The organism is Myxococcus sp. AS-1-15 (genome assembly GCF_020037055.1).
In the GTDB taxonomy this organism is placed as follows: Bacteria; Myxococcota; Myxococcia; order Myxococcales; family Myxococcaceae; genus Myxococcus; species Myxococcus fulvus.
In genome coordinates this window covers 106,681-124,397 of record NZ_JAIQDF010000002.1, presented here as the reverse complement: position 1 = coordinate 124,397, position 17,717 = coordinate 106,681, and the positions used below count along the sequence as shown (strand labels likewise).

General features: G+C 71.1%; 16 protein-coding genes. 9 read left to right on the top strand and 7 right to left on the bottom strand.

The features are described from left to right. Positions 1-159: 159 nt before the first annotated feature. Positions 160-1,002: an SDR family oxidoreductase gene (locus K8625_RS06085; RefSeq protein WP_223782128.1), complete on the top strand. Its 843-nt coding sequence runs from the start codon at positions 160-162 to the stop codon at positions 1,000-1,002. Position 1,003: 1 nt separating this feature from the next. On the opposite strand, the gene K8625_RS06080 is transcribed toward K8625_RS06085, so the two are convergent. Continuing rightward, a complete protein-coding gene (locus K8625_RS06080) occupies positions 1,004-3,046 on the bottom strand; it encodes an ATP-binding protein (protein ID WP_370641882.1) in 2,043 nt (680 codons plus the stop codon). Between the two features lie 97 nt (positions 3,047-3,143). Between K8625_RS06080 and K8625_RS44115 the strand changes: the two genes are divergently transcribed. Further along, positions 3,144-4,256 carry a DNA alkylation repair protein gene (locus K8625_RS44115; RefSeq protein ID WP_305070866.1) on the top strand — a complete coding sequence of 371 codons (1,113 nt, stop codon included), beginning with the start codon at positions 3,144-3,146 and terminating at the stop codon, positions 4,254-4,256. A gap of 13 nt (positions 4,257-4,269) precedes the next feature. On the opposite strand, the gene K8625_RS06070 is transcribed toward K8625_RS44115, so the two are convergent. Continuing rightward, positions 4,270-4,560 (bottom strand): hypothetical protein, encoded by a 291-nt coding sequence (locus tag K8625_RS06070; RefSeq protein ID WP_141324112.1) that lies wholly within the window; start codon positions 4,558-4,560, stop codon positions 4,270-4,272. 59 nt (positions 4,561-4,619) lie between these two features. Here K8625_RS06070 and K8625_RS06065 point away from each other — a divergent pair, with 59 nt between their 5' ends. After that, positions 4,620-5,312, top strand: a complete 693-nt coding sequence (locus K8625_RS06065; protein WP_223782127.1) for a DUF1990 family protein — start codon at positions 4,620-4,622, stop codon at positions 5,310-5,312. After that, a complete protein-coding gene (locus K8625_RS06060) occupies positions 5,305-6,567 on the top strand; it encodes a DUF1990 family protein (protein ID WP_223782126.1) in 1,263 nt (420 codons plus the stop codon). The genes K8625_RS06065 and K8625_RS06060 overlap by 8 nt, the downstream gene beginning before the upstream one ends. A gap of 487 nt (positions 6,568-7,054) precedes the next feature. Here the strand turns inward: K8625_RS06060 and K8625_RS06055 are convergent, their stop codons facing one another. Both K8625_RS06055 and dnaN read right to left on the bottom strand, forming a co-directional pair. Continuing rightward, a complete protein-coding gene (locus K8625_RS06055; RefSeq protein ID WP_223751943.1) occupies positions 7,055-8,263 on the bottom strand; it encodes a hypothetical protein in 1,209 nt (402 codons plus the stop codon). A gap of 425 nt (positions 8,264-8,688) precedes the next feature. Further along, positions 8,689-9,795, bottom strand: a complete 1,107-nt coding sequence (dnaN, locus tag K8625_RS06050; protein ID WP_074948321.1) for a DNA polymerase III subunit beta — start codon at positions 9,793-9,795, stop codon at positions 8,689-8,691. Positions 9,796-10,065: 270 nt separating this feature from the next. Between dnaN and K8625_RS06045 the strand changes: the two genes are divergently transcribed. After that, entirely contained in the window at positions 10,066-10,566 is a 501-nt protein-coding gene (locus K8625_RS06045) for a DUF6748 domain-containing protein (protein WP_223782125.1), read from the top strand. A 5-nt stretch (positions 10,567-10,571) separates the two neighbouring features. On the opposite strand, the gene K8625_RS06040 is transcribed toward K8625_RS06045, so the two are convergent. The 3 genes from K8625_RS06040 to K8625_RS06030 are packed head-to-tail and all read right to left on the bottom strand — an operon-like array spanning position 10,572 to position 12,468. Then, positions 10,572-11,183 carry a peptidase gene (locus tag K8625_RS06040; RefSeq protein WP_223751945.1) on the bottom strand — a complete coding sequence of 204 codons (612 nt, stop codon included), beginning with the start codon at positions 11,181-11,183 and terminating at the stop codon, positions 10,572-10,574. Then, positions 11,183-11,986 carry an ActD-like protein gene (locus tag K8625_RS06035; RefSeq protein WP_223782124.1) on the bottom strand — a complete coding sequence of 268 codons (804 nt, stop codon included), beginning with the start codon at positions 11,984-11,986 and terminating at the stop codon, positions 11,183-11,185. Before K8625_RS06035 ends, K8625_RS06040 begins: the two co-directional genes overlap by 1 nt. Continuing rightward, complete coding sequence (locus K8625_RS06030; protein ID WP_046710437.1) at positions 11,983-12,468, bottom strand: RNA polymerase sigma factor; 486 nt, start codon at positions 12,466-12,468, stop codon at positions 11,983-11,985. The genes K8625_RS06035 and K8625_RS06030 overlap by 4 nt, the downstream gene beginning before the upstream one ends. A gap of 294 nt (positions 12,469-12,762) precedes the next feature. Between K8625_RS06030 and K8625_RS06025 the strand changes: the two genes are divergently transcribed. Genes K8625_RS06025 through K8625_RS06010 form a run of 4 tightly spaced genes read left to right on the top strand, consistent with a single transcriptional unit; the run spans position 12,763 to position 17,691 of the window. Continuing rightward, positions 12,763-13,416: a B12-binding domain-containing protein gene (locus K8625_RS06025; RefSeq protein ID WP_223751947.1), complete on the top strand. Its 654-nt coding sequence runs from the start codon at positions 12,763-12,765 to the stop codon at positions 13,414-13,416. Positions 13,417-13,425: 9 nt separating this feature from the next. Next, positions 13,426-14,130 carry a hypothetical protein gene (locus K8625_RS06020; protein WP_141327985.1) on the top strand — a complete coding sequence of 235 codons (705 nt, stop codon included), beginning with the start codon at positions 13,426-13,428 and terminating at the stop codon, positions 14,128-14,130. Then, positions 14,127-16,172, top strand: a complete 2,046-nt coding sequence (locus K8625_RS06015) for a hybrid sensor histidine kinase/response regulator (protein ID WP_223782123.1) — start codon at positions 14,127-14,129, stop codon at positions 16,170-16,172. The genes K8625_RS06020 and K8625_RS06015 overlap by 4 nt, the downstream gene beginning before the upstream one ends. Then, positions 16,165-17,691 carry a response regulator gene (locus K8625_RS06010; protein WP_223751949.1) on the top strand — a complete coding sequence of 509 codons (1,527 nt, stop codon included), beginning with the start codon at positions 16,165-16,167 and terminating at the stop codon, positions 17,689-17,691. The genes K8625_RS06015 and K8625_RS06010 overlap by 8 nt, the downstream gene beginning before the upstream one ends. The last annotated feature ends 26 nt before the right edge of the window (positions 17,692-17,717 follow it).

Here is a 17,717-nt window from a genome sequence, read left to right as displayed (position 1 = left end):
CACCTTGAAGACATACCCAAATCATAGCAATTCAATCTCCACATCCATGCAGGGCCACCGGGAACCCAACCCCAAACAAGACAGCGCTGACGGCCGGGAGGAACGCTCCCGACCGCCGCGCCTCCTCGCGCGCCCCCGCGCCCGAAGGGAACGACACACATGGTGAAGAACAAGCGAGTCGTCATCACTGGCGGAGGCCGGGGTCTGGGCCTCGCCTTCGCCCGGAGCTTCCTCGAGCAGGGCGCGAAGGTCACCATCACCGGCCGCGACGCCGCGACGCTGGCCAAGGCCGCCCAGACGCTGGGAGGCCAGGTGCAGACCCAGGCCTTCGACATCTCCAACGCGATGGCCACCAAGGCCGCGTTCGACGACATCCACCAGAGGCAGGGTGCCATCGACGTGCTGGTGAACAACGCGGGCAGCTGGGGCCCCGTCGACTACTTCTGGAACACGTCGCTCGAGGAGTGGCAGGAGGCCATGGACATCAACGTGAAGGGGCCCGTCTACTGCACCCACGCCGTGCTCAGGCACCGGGTCGACCACCAGGTCGACTCCACGACCACCATCATCAACATCACCAGCCACGCGGGGGCCTACCGCTGGCCCACCGCGTCCTCCTACTCCATCAGCCGGGCCGCCATCATCAAGCTGACGGAGAACCTGGCGTTCGAGACGCGCCACAAGGGCGTCGCCCTCTTCGCCTACCATCCGGGCCTGGTGGTCGGCACGGGGCTCGTCGCCGATGGCCTCGCCATCTCCGAGGAGGAGGGGACACCCAGGCGCGCCATCCAGCAGTGGGTGCTGGCGGAGCAGGAGGCCGGCAGGACGGTGTCGGCCGAGCAGGGCGCGAAGAACCTGCTCCGGCTCGCCAGCGGGGGATACTCCGCCCTGAGCGGCTGCTACCTCACCGTCCAGGATGATTTGGACGCGCTGCTCGCCGACCAGCAGGCCATCCGCGCCGACGGCCTGCTCACGCTCCGGGTCAAGTCGCGCTCCGCCTGACTCAGGACGCCAGGTCCGTGGCGGCCGCTTCGGGGGACGCCTCGGGGACGAGCGGGAGCTCCACGGTGAAGGTGGAGCCCTCGCCTGGGTGACTGTCCACGCGGATGACGCCCCGCATGGCCTCCACCAGCGTGCGCGCGACGTACAGCCCCAGGCCCAGGCCGCCGTAGTTGCGCTCGGACACCGCGCGCTCGAACTTGTAGAAGATGCGCGCCTGGGCATCCCGGCTGATGCCGATGCCCTCGTCGCGCACGCTCAGGCGCGCCAGCCCCGCGTCCGCCTCCACGCGCAGCCGCACGGGCCGCCCCGCGCCGTACTTCAGCGCGTTGGACACCAGGTTGGTGACCACCTGCTCCAGCCGCATCCGGTCCCACGTCCCCACCGCGGGCGGCCCGCCCTCCAGCTCCACCTGACACTCCGCGCGCTCGGCCTCCGGCTGGAAGCGCGCCACCACCTCCTGCACCAGCGCGCGCAGGTCCACCTGCTCCAGCTCCAATCGCAGCCGCCCCGTGCCGATGCGCGACACGTCCAGCAGGCCATTGACCAGGTCCGCCAGCCGCATCACCTGCCGAAGCATCCCCTGCACCTCGCGGCCGTGGCGCAGCGCCCAGGGGGACTCCGGGTCCGACAGCGTCGCGCGCGCGAAGGCCTGCAGCCGGAGGCTCAGCACCGTCAGCGGCGTCTTCAGCTCGTGGCTCGCCACGGAGAGGAACTCGTCGCGCGCGCGGATGGCCTCCTGCAGCCGCTGCTCCACCGTCTTCAGCCGGGTGATGTCCAGGAAGGGCAGGAGCGTCACCGCGGGGTGGCCATGCATCGCGGGCAGCATCTCCGAGGAGATGCTCAACACCACCTCCCCCGCGCTCGTGTGCCACACCGCCTCCATGCCCTCCAGCTTCTCCCCCCGGGCCGCGCGCGAGGACGGCAGCTCGTCGCCCGTGAGCCTGCGCCCCTGCAGGTCCGTGACGTGGAACAGCGCGCCGTACTCCGACGCGGGCACGCGCGTGGGGATGTGCTGGCCATGCAGCCGGTCCGCCGCCGCGTTGGAGAAGACGAGGTTGCCCGTGCCCGGCTCCGCCATCACCACCGGCAGGGGCATGGAGTCCAGCACCGCCTCCAACCAGCGCTGCTGGTTCTCCACCGCGTGCCGGGCGAGCACCTGCTCGGTCACCTCGAAGGCGAACGTCACCAGCCCGTCCACCCGCCCCCGCTCGTCGCGCAGGGGCTCGTAGAGCATGTTCCAGTAGCGCGTCTCCACCTGGCCCTGGCCCGCGTAGTCGATGGCCAGCGGGTACTCGTGCGCCGCCACCGGCTCGCCCGTCTCCAGCACGCCCAGGTACAGGCTCACCAGCTCCGGGGAGATGTCTGGAATCGCCTCCAGGAGCGCGCGGCCCACCAGCGCGCGGCCGCCCATCAGCTTCTGCAGCAGCGGGTTGGCGAACTCGAACCGCAGCTCCGGGCCGCGCAGGAGGTTGATGGCCACGGGCGACTGCGTGAGCAGCTGGTAGAGCCGGCTCCTCTCCAGCTGCTCCGCCTCGCGCGCGGCCAGCTCCGCCGTCACGTCCTTGTAGGCCAGGGCGATGTGGCGCACCTCGCCTCCGGACGCGGACAGCGGGAAGCACGTACACGCGATGGCGATGCGGTGCGCGTCCTTCACGTCGATGTGCCGCAGCTCCTTCACGTCGTACCAGATGACCGGCGTCTGCACCGTCTCGCCCGCGAAGGCCCGGCGCAGGAGGACATCCAGCCCCAGCTTCGCCACCAGCTCGTCGCGAAAGAGGCTGTACTCGGGCGGCGGCACCGAGCCGAACATCGCCCGGTACGCCGGGTTGCTCAGCCGGCAGTGCCCCTCCACGTCGAAGATGGCGTAGGGCACGGGCGAGTGGAGGAACAAGCCCTCCAGGAGCGCCAGCGGGTCCGTCACGAAGGAGAGCTGTTCGCGAAGCGCGGGCTGGGGCGGGCGCACGACGTCGTCCACACCGGCCATGCGGCCCGTCTGCTTGCGCTGCTTCCCACCCCGAGAGCCGCGGCCTTTGCGTGTCGGCACGGAGCGTACGACTAGCAGAAGACTGTCATTCCTGGCAGCGCCGAAAGGTAGGACACGTCTTGTGGACCACGTCCTGACAGGGTTTGGTGGACCCATCATGGCGGAGCCTCTCAAGACCTTCTTCGACGCGCGGCTGGTGGAGCGGCTGGGCACCTCGCTGCACCGCGCGCACCCCGCGTTCCCAATCGACACGTTCCTGCGCGAGGCCCGAGAGGGCCTGGAGGCGCACGAGCTGGTGGGCCGGGCCCGGCACCTGTGTCTGGCCATGCGGCGCTCGCTGCCGGACGACTATCCCCAGGCGGTGCAGGTGCTGCTGCGCTCCCTGGGGCCGGTGCGGGAGGTGGACCGGGTGGGCGGCATGGAGGTCTTCTTCTACCTGCCCCACACCACCTTCGTGGCGGAGTACGGGTTGGGGCACTTCGAGGAGTCCATGCGGGCGCAGCACGCGCTCACCCAGCGCTTCACCGCGGAGTTCTCCATCCGGCCGTTCCTGGAGAAGCACCCGGAGAAGACGCTGGCGCGGCTCTCCGAGTGGGCCACGGACGAGAACGTGCATGTGCGGCGGCTCGTCTCCGAGGGCACGCGGCCGAGGCTGCCGTGGGGCTCCCGGCTGCGCGCCTTCCAGGAGGACCCGACGCCGGTGCTGGGGCTGTTGGAGCTGCTCAAGGACGACCCGGAGCTGTACGTGCGCCGCTCGGTGGCCAACAACCTCAACGACATCGGCAAGGACCACCCGGACGTGCTGGTGAAGGTGGCGAAGCGGTGGATGAAGGACGCCACGCCGGAGCGCGAGTGGCTGGTGCGCCACGCGCTGCGCTTCGCCATCAAGCGCGGCGAGCCCTCCGCGCTGGAGGTGGTGGGCGCGGGCAAGCCCTCGGGCATCGAGGTGCGGCCCACGCAGCTGCCCAGGCGCGCGAAGCTGGGCGGCGCCATGGACGTGCGCTTCGTGGTGGCCAACCGCTCCCGGAAGGAACAGTCGCTGGTGGTGGACCTGGCGGTGCACTTCTTCAAGTCGCGGGGCGAGGCGCCGCAGCCCAAGGTCTTCAAGGTGCGCGAGCTGGTGCTGGGCGCGGGCCAGGAGGAGGAGGTGGGCAAGCGCGTGTCGCTGGCGCAGCTGTCCACGCGCCGCCACTACGCGGGGCCGCATCGGCTGGAGGTGCGCGTCAACGGCGTGGACCTGCCGCTGGGCACGGTGGACGTCGTGGAGTGACCTGGCCGGGTCGTCAGCGCGAGCCGAGCAGCTTCACCAGCTTGTTGTAGACGCCCATCACCAGCAGGGGTGACACCCAGGAGCCGACGAAGCGCGCGGGCTGGGTGCGCCCCGTCAGCTCGAAGCCCAGTGACACGCCCATCGAGCAGAGGCTGGCGAACAGGAAGACGTGGGAGGGTATCTTGGCCGTCTGCTGCTCGAGCAGGCGGGTGAACGAGCTGTCGGCGTGCTCGGCGCGAACGACGGGCGGTGCCTCGTAGTCGTGCTTCGAGGCTTCGCTCGCGGGGTTGACGTCCAGGCTCATGCTCCCTCCCCTGGCGGCCGGTCAGGCCCGCCCATGCCCCGCACGGGCGGGCAGGCCCCATGCCTCCCGTCGTGGCGGTCCCCATCATGGTGGGACCGGACCTGGCAAAGGGCGAGAGGGTGCACCACACACCACACACGACAGACGGTGAGGCGGGCGACCTGCAGCTGCCGAAGGCGGGCGCGGGGCCGCTGTTGCAGCGCGACTACTGGGCCGTCATCCGCCAATGCCATCACCGGCCGTCGGACCTGGTGGACTGGGTGGCCCGGCGCTTCCCGGAGCTGGCGCCGGACGAGCTGTGTGTCTTCGAGCGGGAGGACCGCTCGCGCGAGGGGCAGCCGCTGGAGCCAGGTGAGGGGCTCACGGTGCACATCCAGGGCGCGGGGACGTTCGGCGTGCGCGTCATCCACAAGGACCGGCAGAGCCTGACGCTCGCCACGCTGCCGGGGCACCCGGAGGCCGGGCGCATCACCTTCGGCGCGTACCGCAACGAGTACGGGGACGTGCTCTTCCACATCCGCAGCCGCGCGCGCTCGGGCTCGCCCATCCACTACTGGGGGTTCGTGGCGGGGGGTGAGGCGATGCAGACGAACACCTGGACGGAGTTCGTGCTGCGCGTGGCGGTGTCCACGGGTGAGGGCGTGGTGGGGGCCATCCACGCGGAGACGGTGGAGCTGGAGGATGAGCCCGAGGGGGGCGACGTGACGGCGGGTCCCACGTTCCTCGCGCGAGGAGACGAAGCGGATGATTGAGTGGCGATGGCTCTCCGGGTGGACGGACGAGGAGCTGGCTCCGCGGCTGGAGGCGGCGCGGGCGCTGTCTCGCAACTTCGAGGCCGCGTCGGGGGAGATGACGCTGGAGGGGGGATGGAACCAGGTGCACTCGGTGGCCTCGCTGGGCCATGAGGCGCCGGGGCCTCCGGTGGCGGATGGACTCTTCGCGCGCGCGAAGGGGGTGCTGGAGACGTTCGACTTCTCGGACCCGCGCATCGTGCGGTGGCACTTCAACGCGGACTCGCCGCTGCATGGGCGCACGGTGGTGTTGGAGCTGAAGTCGCTGGCGCAGCGGCTGCGCTTTTTGTGCGCCGTGCGGGTGGGGGACACGCGCGAGGAGCATGGCGGGACGTGCAGCGTGTTCGGCTTCAGCTTCGAGACGCTGGAGGGGCACATCGAGGAGGGGCGCGAGTGGTTCCTGCTGCGCAAGAGCCACGAGACGGGCGAGGTGCGCTTCCACATCGAGGCGGCGTGGCGGCCCGGGAGGTTCCCCAACTGGTGGAGCCGGGTGGGCTTCACGGTGGTGGGGCGGCGTTATCAGCGCGCGTGGCATCGGCTCACGCATGCGCGCCTGCGCGCCTTGACGCTGCATCACCCGGAGCTGGCGGGGCGGCCCGCGGAGCAGGGCAAGGTGGACCACTCCGGCCATGAGCTGGAGGAGCTGGGGCCGGTGCGCTTCTTCGCGCAGCGGGCGCCTGGGCGACTGAAGTCACAACTCGAGGAGGAGGTGGAAGCCGTGCAACGAGGACACTGGTTGACGCCCGTCGGGCTGGGAGTGATGGCGGGGATGCGGAGCATGAGCGCGCCGGCGCTGGTGAGCCATCGGCTGGCGGAGTCTCCGGAGCCGAGGACGGACCCGCTGTCGGTCGCGCTGTCGAAGCCCTGGGTGCCTCGGGTGCTGGAGGTGCTGACGCTGGGTGAGCTGGTGGGGGACAAGCTGCCGACGACGCCCGCGCGCGTGAAGCTGGTGCCGATGACGGGGCGCATCTTCATGGGGGCGGTGGCCGCGGCGACGTCGGTGGCGGGGCAGCCGCGAAAGCGCAGGGTGCTCGCGGCGGCGCTGGGTGGGCTCGCGGCGGCGGCTTCGACGTGGACGTTCTATTCGCTGCGCAAGCTGGCCACGACCCGGTTCCGGGTGCCGAGCATGGCGGCGGCGTTCGCGGAGGACGCGCTGGTGGCGGCGCTCGCCTCGCGGTTGATGCCGCTGGTCTCGAATCGCTCCGCGGAGGCGTGAGGGTACGGGCCTCTCGCGCTCGCCGCGCGGGAGGCCCATGCGCAGGTGGAATCGCGCAACGACACGCGCATCGCGGCGTGGCGCGCGCATCGACGAGCACATCGCGGCGGCGTGCGCGCATCGTGGCACGGCGCGCGCATCGACGAGCACATCGCGGCGTGGCGCGCGCATCGACGAGCACATCGCGGCGGGGCACGCGCACCGACGTGCACATCGCGACTTGGCGCGCACCGACGAGAACATCGCGACGTGGCGCGCACCGACGAGAACATCGCGACGTGGCGCGCACCGACGAGAACATCGCGGCGTGGCGCGCGCATCGACGAGCACATCGCGGCGGGGCGCGCGCATCGACGAGCACATCGCGGCGGGGCACGCGCACCGACGTGCACATCGCGACGTGGCGCGCACCGACGAGAACATCGCGACGTGGCGCGCGCATCGACGAGCACCACGGCGCACGCTCGTCCTCATCCAGGCTCGACACTCAGCCGCGCCGAGTGGCTGCGTGCCTCGCGGCCTGGACGAGCGCGGGCAGGTCCTTCATGTCCCGCACATCGCGCCCCGGCTCCTCCGAGGCACGCGGTGACGCGCGGGACGGAGAGAACAGTCGGGCCGGTGTCTGCTCCGTGCCGCGCAGGATGACGAACAGGCGCAGGGCATCGCGCAGTCGCTCCACGTCCGCGCCGCCCTCGTCACGTGCTCGCTGCGCCGCGCTCCACAGCCGCGTCCACGCGGCCTCCTCGTTCCACGCGCCCGTGGGGCGCTCGTGCGACAGCGACGCCAGCTCCGCGGCCAGCTCGAACAGGCCCGCGCGTCCCTCGTCGAAGGATTCACCGGCGCTGAGCTTCGCCTCGCCGCCCGACGCGGCCTCGCGCGCTGCAATCCACGGCAGCAGCGCGGGCACCTCCGTCTCCAGCGGGGACACTGGCGCCAGTCGCTCCTCCAGCAACGCGCGCAACCTCGCTCGCGCCACGCCGTGCCAGAACGCCGCATGCAGCACCAGCTCCGGCCCGCTCCGAGGCGCATGCAGCGGCGTGCGCGAGGCCCGGCGCGACAGGAACTCCTTCACCCGCCCGCTCGTGTCGAAGTGCTCCAGCCGCGCCCACAGCGCCCCCAGCGCGGACTCCGCGAGCGGCAGGGCACGGCGCAGCTCATCCGCCTCCGCCTCACTGAACGGCAGGGCCCCCGGCCGCGTGGGCCGCTTGAACACACGCTCGAACACCTCGGCCGCGGCACACGCGGCGCGCAGCTCCGGGAGGTTCCGGGGCAACAACTCGATGGCCCGCGCCCACGTGCGTCGGCCCAGCAGCGGCCCCGCCTCCAGCACCACCTCCTCGAGCCGCAGCAACATCTCGCCCAGGGACGACGAGCGCTCCGCCTCCGGCAGCCGCTTCCGGGCCACCTGCCGCACGGCGTCCCGCAGCCGTGTCACCTCCGCCATCAACTTCATGGGCGCGGCGTCGCGCGGCCAGCTCTCGGCGGCGGCGCGACGCTGGAGCGCGGCGAGCGTGGCGTCCACCTCGGGCTGCACCTGCGCCACCTCGCGCAGCAGCTCGAAGTGCGCGCGCACCCGGTCCTTCCAGAAGAAGGCATCCAACATGCCGCGCAGGGCGACGTAGCGCAGGCGCGTGGCCTCCAGGAGGTCCGCGCGGTCCTCCAGTCGTGCGCGCAGGTCGTCCGGGTGCGTGGCCACGGCCTCACTATAAAAGCGCGGCCCTCATCTCGCAGGCCCCCCGGCCCCTCTCTCCTCGGAAGAGCGTGCACGATGTGTCACCCGGGACCGCGCCCCGCCCTCCCGAGTGCGCGCCCCGCGCGTTCCCCGTCCAGAATGAGGCATCCGGCGCGCCGCGCTCGGGCGAGGCCTCCCGCCCAAGTGCGCGTGTGGAGCACGCCCTCTCGTCGCGCACCACGCCGGACGAGCCGCTCTCAATCTCGGACTCCTCGCCCAAGCAAGCGCGGAGCAGTCCGCGTCCTCTCACGCCGGACGAGCGCGGCTCGAACCCGCACGCACCTCCGCGCGAGCACCCCGCCCTCGCGCCCACGAAAAAGCCCATGCGACCCCACCCCGAAGGCGGAGCACGCATGGGCTCGCACGGCGAGACGCCGGCCGTGGCCGACTCAGACGCGCATCGGCATGACCACCGCGGTGAACGTGCGGTCCCCCGGCGCGTGCAGCACGCCCGGGCTGTGCTCGTCACCCAGCTCGAAGCTCACCTCGTCCGTGTCCGTCACCGCGAGCACGTCCATCAGGTAGCGCGCGTTGAAGCCCACCGTGATGTCCTTGCCCTGGTACGCCAGCTCCACCTCGTCGCGCGCCTCGCCCAGGTCCGGGTTGCTCGCGGTGATGATGAGCTTGTTCTCCGCCAGCCCGATTCGCACCGCGTTGCTCTTGTCCGCGGACAACAGCGCGATGCGCTTGAGCCCCTCCAGGAGCCGCACCTTGGGAACGAGGACGACCTTCTCCCCCTCCTTCGGAATCACCCGCTGGTACTCCGGGAACTGCCCGTCGATGAGCCGCATCACCATCGTCAGGCCCGGCTTCTTGAAGAGCGCCGAGTTCTCCGCGAACCCCAGGTGGCACTCCGCGTCCGGCGCCTCGTCCAACAGGCGCTTCAACTCCATCAACCCCTTGCGCGGGATGATGACGCCGCTCTTGAGCTTGAAGTCCCCCGTCAGCTCCCGCTCGATGAGCGACAGCCGGTGACCGTCCGTGGCCACCATGCGGACCTTGCCGCTGGCCTGCGGCTCGAAGAAGACGCCGTTCAGGATGTAGCGCGTCTCGTCGCTGGAGATGGCGAACTGGGTCTTCTTGATCATCTCCAGGAGGGTGTTGCCGCCCACCTGAACCAGCGGGGCATTCTCCTCCTTGGGCAGCTTCGGGTACTCCTCCGCCGCCATGCCGACAATCTTGAAGTGGGCGGAGCCGCTGGCGATGTCCACGTAGTTGTTCGCCAGCTTCTTGAGCGTCACCTGCGCGTCCGGCAGGTTCTGCACGATGTCGAAGACGTACTTGGCGCTCAGCGTGACGGCGCCCGTCTTGATGACCTCGGCGGGGTGCTCGGACACGATGCCGATGTCCAGGTCGAACGCGGTGACGGTGATGCCGCCCTTCGTCGCGTTGACGAGCACGTTGGCCAGGATGGGCATCGTCGTCTTGCGCTCCACGATGCCCTGGGCGCGGTAGAGGGCCTTCTTCAGCTCGTCGGCGGCGATGCGGAATTCCATCGGAGGTCGTCCTTGAATCCCGGCCCCCCAGAGGGAGCCGATCAGGCGGTCGATGTAGCCCGTGAGTCCAGGCGGGTCAACGCGCCAGAAGCACTCTGGACACGAGCGCCAGGACGTCAACTGAAGCACATCAGCCACCCTACCCGCCCTGTACGGGCATTCAGCCACGGGCAGTCCAATTGACCGCCAGTCAGCCGGGTGAACGGGAGACTGGCCCAATCGCCGGGGGCGATGGACACTGGGTGCCTTCCCGCCTTCCGGAGCCTTCCCATGAACGTCCGCCCGCTGTTGCTCGCCGCCCTCGCGCTGGGCTTCGCCGCCGGCTGCAGCAAGCCGTCCGCCTCCTCGTCGTCGGCCACGGGCGAGCCGGGTACGCCCCCCCCGGGCGACACCCGCCCGGCCGCGGAGAACGCCGCCCCCGACAATGACCGCAGCGGCACCCCTGTCGCCCCGCCCCCCTCCAACGCCAACGGCGGCGAGGCCAAGCCGGGTGAGAGCGCCGTCTACATCGTCACGGACAGCGGCATCCGGTGCATCGCGCCGCCGTGCCCCTCGTACAACGCGGTGCTGGCGGACAAGCCGGGCATGGACGCGATTCCCGTCCACGAGCTGGACCTGACGGCGGTGACGGGCGGCAACGAGCAGCAGATGGAGTCGCTCATGCAGCAGACCACCAGCGGCGGGCTGCGCATCCGCGCCACGCTGGAGACGCGCGCCAAGGCGGGCCCCGCGGGCGACGCCACGGTGCTGCGCGCCAGCAAGGTGGAGTAGCCCGACTAGAAGTGCAGTCCCAGCTGGAGGCCGGGCCAGTGCTGCAAGCGCTTGTCGGCCTTCGGGTGGCTCTCGCGCACGGACATGCGCGTCACCGACGCGAAGTCCGGCTGTCCCCACACGAGCCACGCGTTGTACGTGGGGCCGACGAACACCGCGAAGCGCGGCATCACCTGGACGCCCAGCATCAGGCGCAGCTGGCCCAGCACGTTGCCGCCGTCGCCCTCGAGCGGCTTCTGCACCGGCTGCACCGCGCCGCCCGTCACGTCCAGGTCCAGCCAGAAGCGGTGCGACAGCACGATGTGCCCGCCCACGCCCAGGCCGAAGTTGAAGCGGGCCTCGTCGCGGCTGCCCGGCTCGATGCCCGCCAGCAGCGTCAGGTAGAAGGGGCCACCGCCCAGCTTCACCGCGAGGTTGGCGAGCTGGATGTCGCTCGACCACAGCTCCATGTGGACGTTGCCCTTGCGCAGCCCGCGACGCTCGGGCTCGGGGCCCGGGTCCGCCGACTGCGCGAACGCACCTTCACCCTCCTCCATCGCGAGGGGGCGCGCCGCCCTGACATCGGCGACCGCCGCCCCCGCCCACAGCCACAGTGCGAGAAGGGCTCGGGGTTTCATCACTCCTTCTTTTGAAGGGTGAAGGACACCTGCGTCAAGCCCTCGGGCAACATGAGCGACGCGGTGTCGGCCCCGGCCGACGCCGCCAGTCGCCGGGCCGCCTCCACCACGGGTTCCACCTCGAAGGGCGCGTCGGACGTCACCAGGAAGAAGCGCTCGAAGCCTGGCGCGTCATCCAGCTCGTAGGCCCCCGGCAGCCGCTGTGTGCCGGAGGGGGACAACGCCGCGGCCCGGGCCCCGTGCTCCGGCGCGTGCAGCGTGACGGCGCCCCGCCCGTCCACGGAGAGGATGACGCCGTGCGCCCGACCCGCCGCCACGTACGCCAGCTGCACCACGTCTCCCGGCGCCGCGCGCGCGCCGTCCTGGAGCGCCTCGTCCGCCTGCCCCCGCTGGCGGTGCACCTCCAGCTTCGGCTTCAGGCCCTTGGAGCGCGTGGTCTCCGTGTCCCACCCCGCCACCGGCGCCTCCACGCCGTCCGAGGGCCGGGACGCGGGCTTCACCACCATGAACAGCGCGAGCGCCGCCAGCACCGGCACCAGCCCCATCGCGGGCGTCAGCCACGCGGGACGAGTCGCACGACGCTCGGCGCCCCGGCGAAATCGCGCATCCACCTCGCGGGTCACGCGCTCGGCGGGCAGCCGCTCCAAAGTGGCGCGCGTGTCGGCCTCCAGCGCGGCCAGGCGCGCCAGGCCCTCCGGCTCCGACTCCAGCCGCGCGCGCGCGGCGGCCAGCTCCTCCGGGGGGAGCTCGCCCAGCAGGATTCGCTCCAGCAGCCAGTCCGGGGTGCGTTGGGGGGAAGTCATGCGGCCTCCAGCTCGAGCTCCTGCAACACGGACGTCAGCGCGCGCAGGCGCTTGCGCACACCGGACACGGACAGGCCCACCTCGCGCGCCGTCTCCTCCAGCGTCATCCCATCCACCAGGTGCAGCACCGCGATGTCGCGGCTGGACGCGGGCACCCGTCCGAACAGCCGGTCCAGCATGCCCCGCGCGCTCGCGCGCGACTCGGTGTCGTCCGCGGAGGCGATCTGCAGCACCAGCTCGTCCTCGCGGTCCTCCGGGCGGCGCCGGGCGCCGCGCAGGCGGTTGAGGCACACGGTGGTGGAGATGCGGTGCAGCAGGCTGGAGGGAGCGGCGTCCTTCAGCGCCCCCTGGTAGCGCAAGAGCTGCACGAACACGTCGTGCATGGCGTCCACGGCCTTCTCCTCGTCACGCAGGAGGAAGCGGCAGCGCCGGAGCACCTGGGGGCCGTAGCGGCGGTAGTAGGCCTCCACATCGATAGACACCGGCGTCGCGCCTCCCTCGTTCCGCGAAAGGGAACACCAGTGCCTTGCGAAAGTGTCACCGGCCTCTTCGCGCTCCGGTTTCCCTATCCCGATTCCCCCCGCCGGCGAAGCCCGATGGGCCCGCGCCACCTGCAAAATCTACAGGGCGGGCGGCTTCACGAGCGCTCGTCTTCCCGAGCGTTCAGTGTCAGGTTGTCGATGAAAACACCCCCGCCCGCGTGTACTCGACTGTATCGAGGCAGGTTCCCGTCACTACTTTCCGAAACTCGACGCCCCCGGCAGCTCGCGCCCCCTGTGACCGAAGACGCCCTCACCCAGCTCAGGACGCGCTACCTGGCGGCGCAGCTCGCGGGCAACCGACAGGAAGCCCTGCGCCTGCTGGTGGATGACGGTCTGCTGCGGGGCATCCCCCTGCAGCTCATCCACCTGGAGGTCATCCAGCAGGCCCAGTACGAGATTGGCCGGATGTGGCAGGAGAACGTCATCTCCGTGGCCCAGGAGCACCTGGCCACCGCCGTCTCCCAGCTCGCCCTGGCCCACCTCTACCGCCACCTGCCCCGCGACCCGCCCAACGGCAAGGTCGTCATGGTGTCGTGCGTGGAGGGGGAGCTGCACGAAGTCGGCGCGCGCATGGCCAGTGACTTCCTGGAGATGGCGGGCTTCGACGTGCGCTTCCTGGGCGCCAACGTCCCGCCCGAGCACCTGGCGCGCATGCTGCGCGAGCAGACGCCGCACCTGCTCGCCTTGTCCGTCACGATGTCGTACCACCTGCCCGCGCTGCGCCGCGCGGTGGAAGCCGCCAGAGAAGTCGCCCCCCACCTTCCCATCGCCGTCGGCGGACACGCCTTCCGATGGGCCCCCGGCCTGGAGAAGGAGCTCGACGTGACCTTCCACGGCAAGGACGCGCGCGAGCTCGTCTCGTCCGCGTGCCGCACGCTGGGAGTTTGAGGAAAACGCATGGAGAAACCCAGTCGCCAGTTGGCTGCGCGCGCTGACGCCATCGCCCAGGCCTCCGTCGAACCGATGTATCAAGACCCCTTCTGGGAAGCGCGCTACGGCCCCGAGCGCGCGCGCCGCTTCGGCGACGAGGATGCGCGCTTCCATGTGCGCTACCTTGTGCAATCCCTCGACGAGCAGCGCCCCTCGGTGATGGAGGGCTATGCGCGCTGGCTGCGCACCTTGCTGGTGTCGCGGGGAATGTCCACCTTCCATCTCGACGCGAACTTCGCCGGGCTGGCCTCCGCGCTGGAGGCCGAGGGGTGGGGCCCCGGCACCGAGCCGTACGAGCATGTGCGCGCCGCCCGGGAAGCCTTGCGCTACCCGGAAGGTCCCTCACGCACCCTGCAAGACGACGCGGCGGAGCTGTCCCGTGCCGCCACTGCCCGGCTGGCCCTCTACCTCACCCAGGAGGACCGCCCCCGATTGGAGGAAGAGCTGAGACTCCAGCTTTCATATCTGGCGGACGCGCTGGACGCGGACAAGCCCGAGCTGATGGCGGACCACGTGCGCTGGTATGTGGGCTTCTGGCCCCGGCGGGGCTTCGGGCTGCTCGCCTTCCCCACCGTGCTGGGGATGTTGAAGGCGGTGCTGGGAGGCCGGCATCCGCAGGCGCGCGCGCTGCTCGCCACCGCGGGCGTTTCGTGGGAGGAGACCCGCTCATGAGACTCTCCGCTCCCGACAAGAGCCCCCCCGTGGACGAGCTGAGCCGCGAGGTCGCGATGATGTGCGACGCGGAGGGCGTGCTCACCTGGGTGGACGCGCGCGCCCAGGGCGTGCTGGAGGCCGTCCCGGGCAAGACGCTGCGGGCCCTGGCGGCCCAGGGCACCGAGGACAAGGTGGACCGGCTGTTGATCCAAGCGCGCGACGAGCGAGTGGACGGCTGGGAGCTCATCCTGTGCCGCGGCCAGACGCCCACCACGTTCGCCTTCCGCGCGCGCCCGCACGAGGGCGGCGTGCTGCTGGTGGGCAGCCTGGTGCCGGAGGACTACGGCAACGCGCTGGAGCAGGTGAGCACGACGATGAGCGAGCTGTCCGCGCTGCATCGCGAGGCGGAGACCCAGCGCCGCGAGCTCAAGCGCCGCGCGGACGAACTGATGCGGCTCAACCGCGAGCTGGAGGAGTCCAACCGCGGCGTGAGGAGCCTGCACGCGGCCCTGGACGAGAAGGCGGAGGGCCTGCACCGCGCCGCCGAAATCAAGAGCCGCGTCGTCGCCAACGTCAGCCACGAGTTCCGCACGCCGCTGCACTCCATCCTCGGCCTGTCCAAGGTGCTGCTCAACCCCATCAACGGGCCGCTGTCCTCCGAGCAGGAGAAGCAGGTCCAGTTCATCCGCAACTCCGCCGAGTCGCTCTTCGAGCTGGTCAACGACCTGCTCGATTTGTCCAAGGTGGAGGCGGGCAAGACGACGCTGCGCCACAGCCGCTTCGTGGTGCACGACCTGCTCAGCGCGCTGCGCGGCATGATGAAGCCCATGCTGCCGCCGGGCTCGCCCGTGGACCTGCGCCTGGTGGAGCCCCAGACGCCGCTGGAGCTGGAGACGGACGAGACGCGGCTGAGCCAGGTCTTGCGCAACCTGGTGTCCAACGCGCTGAAGTTCACCGAGGCCGGCCACGTCACGGTGAGCGCGGCGCCGGGCCCGCGCGACACGGTGGTCTTCACCGTGAAGGACACGGGCATCGGCATCGCGCCGGAGGACCACGAGCGCATCTTCGAGGAGTTCACCCAGCTCGACAGCCACCTGCAGCGCAAGGTGAAGGGCACGGGCCTGGGCCTGCCGCTGGCGCGCCGGCTGGTGGAGCTCTTGGGCGGCACGCTCACGCTGCAGAGCGCGCCCGGCGAGGGCTCCACCTTCACCATCACCCTGCCGCGCGTGCACATGGAAGTGTCGGAGATGGCGGGGCTGTCCGAGCGCAGCCAGCACCTGGACACCAGCCGCGCGCCGGTGCTGGTGCTGGAGGACGACCGGCAGACCCTGTTCCTCTACGAGAAGTACCTGGCCCGCTCGGGCTTCCAGGTGCTGCCGGTGCGCAGCACGGACGACGCGCGCCGGGTGCTCCAGCGCGTGCGGCCCGCCGCCATGGTGCTGGACGTGATGCTGGAGGGCGAGACGAGCTGGAACTTCCTGGCGGAGATGAAGAACGGCGAGGCCACCCGTGACATCCCCATCCTCGTGGTGACGGTGACGGACCGCGAGCAGAAGGCGCGCGCCCTGGGCGCGGACGAGTTCTGGCTCAAGCCGGTGGACGAGGTCCGCCTGCAGAAGAAGCTCCAGGAGCTGGCGCGCAGCGGGCCGGTGGAGCGGGTGCTCATCATCGACGACGACGACGTGCACCGCTACCTGCTCAAGCAGCTGCTCAAGGACACGCCCTACGTGCTGCTGGAGGCCGCGGGCGGCAAGGACGGCGTGCGGCTGGCGCGCGAGCAGGTGCCGCAGCTCATCTTCCTGGACTTCGTGCTGCCGGACATCACCGCCTTCGACGTGCTGGACGAGCTGAAGGGGGACCCGCGCACGCGGGAGATTCCGGTCATCCTCCACACCTCGCACGAGCTGCGCGAGGACGAGCGGGTGCGGCTGGCGAACGAGACGGCGGCCATCCTCTCCAAGCACACGCTCAGCCGCGAGGTGGCCATCGGTCGCATCCGCGACGCGCTGGCCAAGGCGGGGCTGGGCTCTCACATCCCACAGGAGGGGCGCCGTGGTTGAACCTCGACTGGCCACCGTCCTCAACGTCAACGACGACGACGCCAACCGATACCTGGTCAACCGCATCCTCGAGATGGCGGGCTACCACGTCATCGAGGCGGCCACCGGCATGTCCGCGCTGCTCATGGCCGAGCAGCACCGCCCGGACGTCGTCGTCCTCGACGTGAAGCTGCCGGACATCAGCGGCTACGAGGTCTGCGCGCGGCTGCGCGCCAACCCGGACACCGCCGCCATCGCGGTGATGCACACGTCCGCCACCTTCGTCACGTCCGACAAGAAGGCCCGCGGCCTGGACGGCGGCGCGGACGCGTACCTCACCCAGCCCTTCGAGTCCTCGGAGCTCATCGCCACGGTGCGCTCGCTCTTGCGGCTGCGGCACGCGGAGCAGGCGGCGCGCCGGCGCGCGGACGAGCTGGCGGAGATGGACCGGCGCAAGGACGAGTTCCTGGCCATGCTCGCGCACGAGCTGCGCAACCCGCTCGCCGCCATCATGACGGCCATCGGCATCCTGGAGCGCAAGCCGACGGACGACACGAAGGAAGCGCGGATGCGCGGCATCATCCACCGCCAGACGAACCACCTGGCGCGGCTGGTGGATGACTTGCTGGACGTGAGCCGGATCACCCGCGGCAAGGTGGAGCTGCGCTCGGGCCGGCTGGATTTGCGCGCGGTGCTCTTGCAGGTGGTGCAGGTCATCCGCCCCATCACCGAGGCGCGCGGGCTGGGGCTGGAGGTGTCGCTGCCGGAGGGGCCGCTGCTCATCAGCGGCGACGCCACGCGGCTGGAGCAGGTCTTCACCAACCTGCTCGACAACGCGGCCAAGTACACCGACAGCGGGCACATCTCGCTGCGCGTGGAGAAGGAGGGCGTGGACGGCACGGCGCAGGCGGTGGTGCGCGTGCGCGACACGGGCATCGGCATCCCTCCGGACGTGCTGCCGCGCATCTTCGATTTGTTCGCGCAGGCGGACACCTCGCTGGAGCGCACGCGCGGGGGCCTGGGCATCGGCCTCACGCTGGTGCGCCAGCTGGTGCACCTGCACGGCGGACAGGTGCAGGCGGTGAGCCCCGGCCCCGGCCTGGGCGCCGAGTTCGTGGTGCGGCTGCCGCTCCTGCACGTGCACGAGGTGTCGCTGGCGCCGCCCGTCAACACGGTGTCGCGCGGGGGCCGGCGCATCCTGCTGGTGGAGGACAACCCGGACGCGCGCCAGGCCATGCGCGAGCTGTTGGAGCTGTGGGGCCACGACGTCGAGGTGGCGCCGGACGGCCTGCAGGGCGTGGAGCTGGCGGTGAGGAAGCCGCCGGAGCTGGCGCTGGTGGACATCGGCCTGCCGGGGCTGGACGGCTACCGGGTGGCGCGGGAGCTGCGCATGCGCATCGGCCGCGACATCCGCCTGGTGGCGATTACCGGCTACGGCGGGCCGGAGGGACATGACCGCGCGCTCGAGGCGGGGTTCGACCTGCACATCGTCAAGCCGGTGAAGCCCGACGAGCTGGATCGCCTGCTGTCCAATCTGTGAGGGAGGCGGGGGTGGGCGCGGGCCGG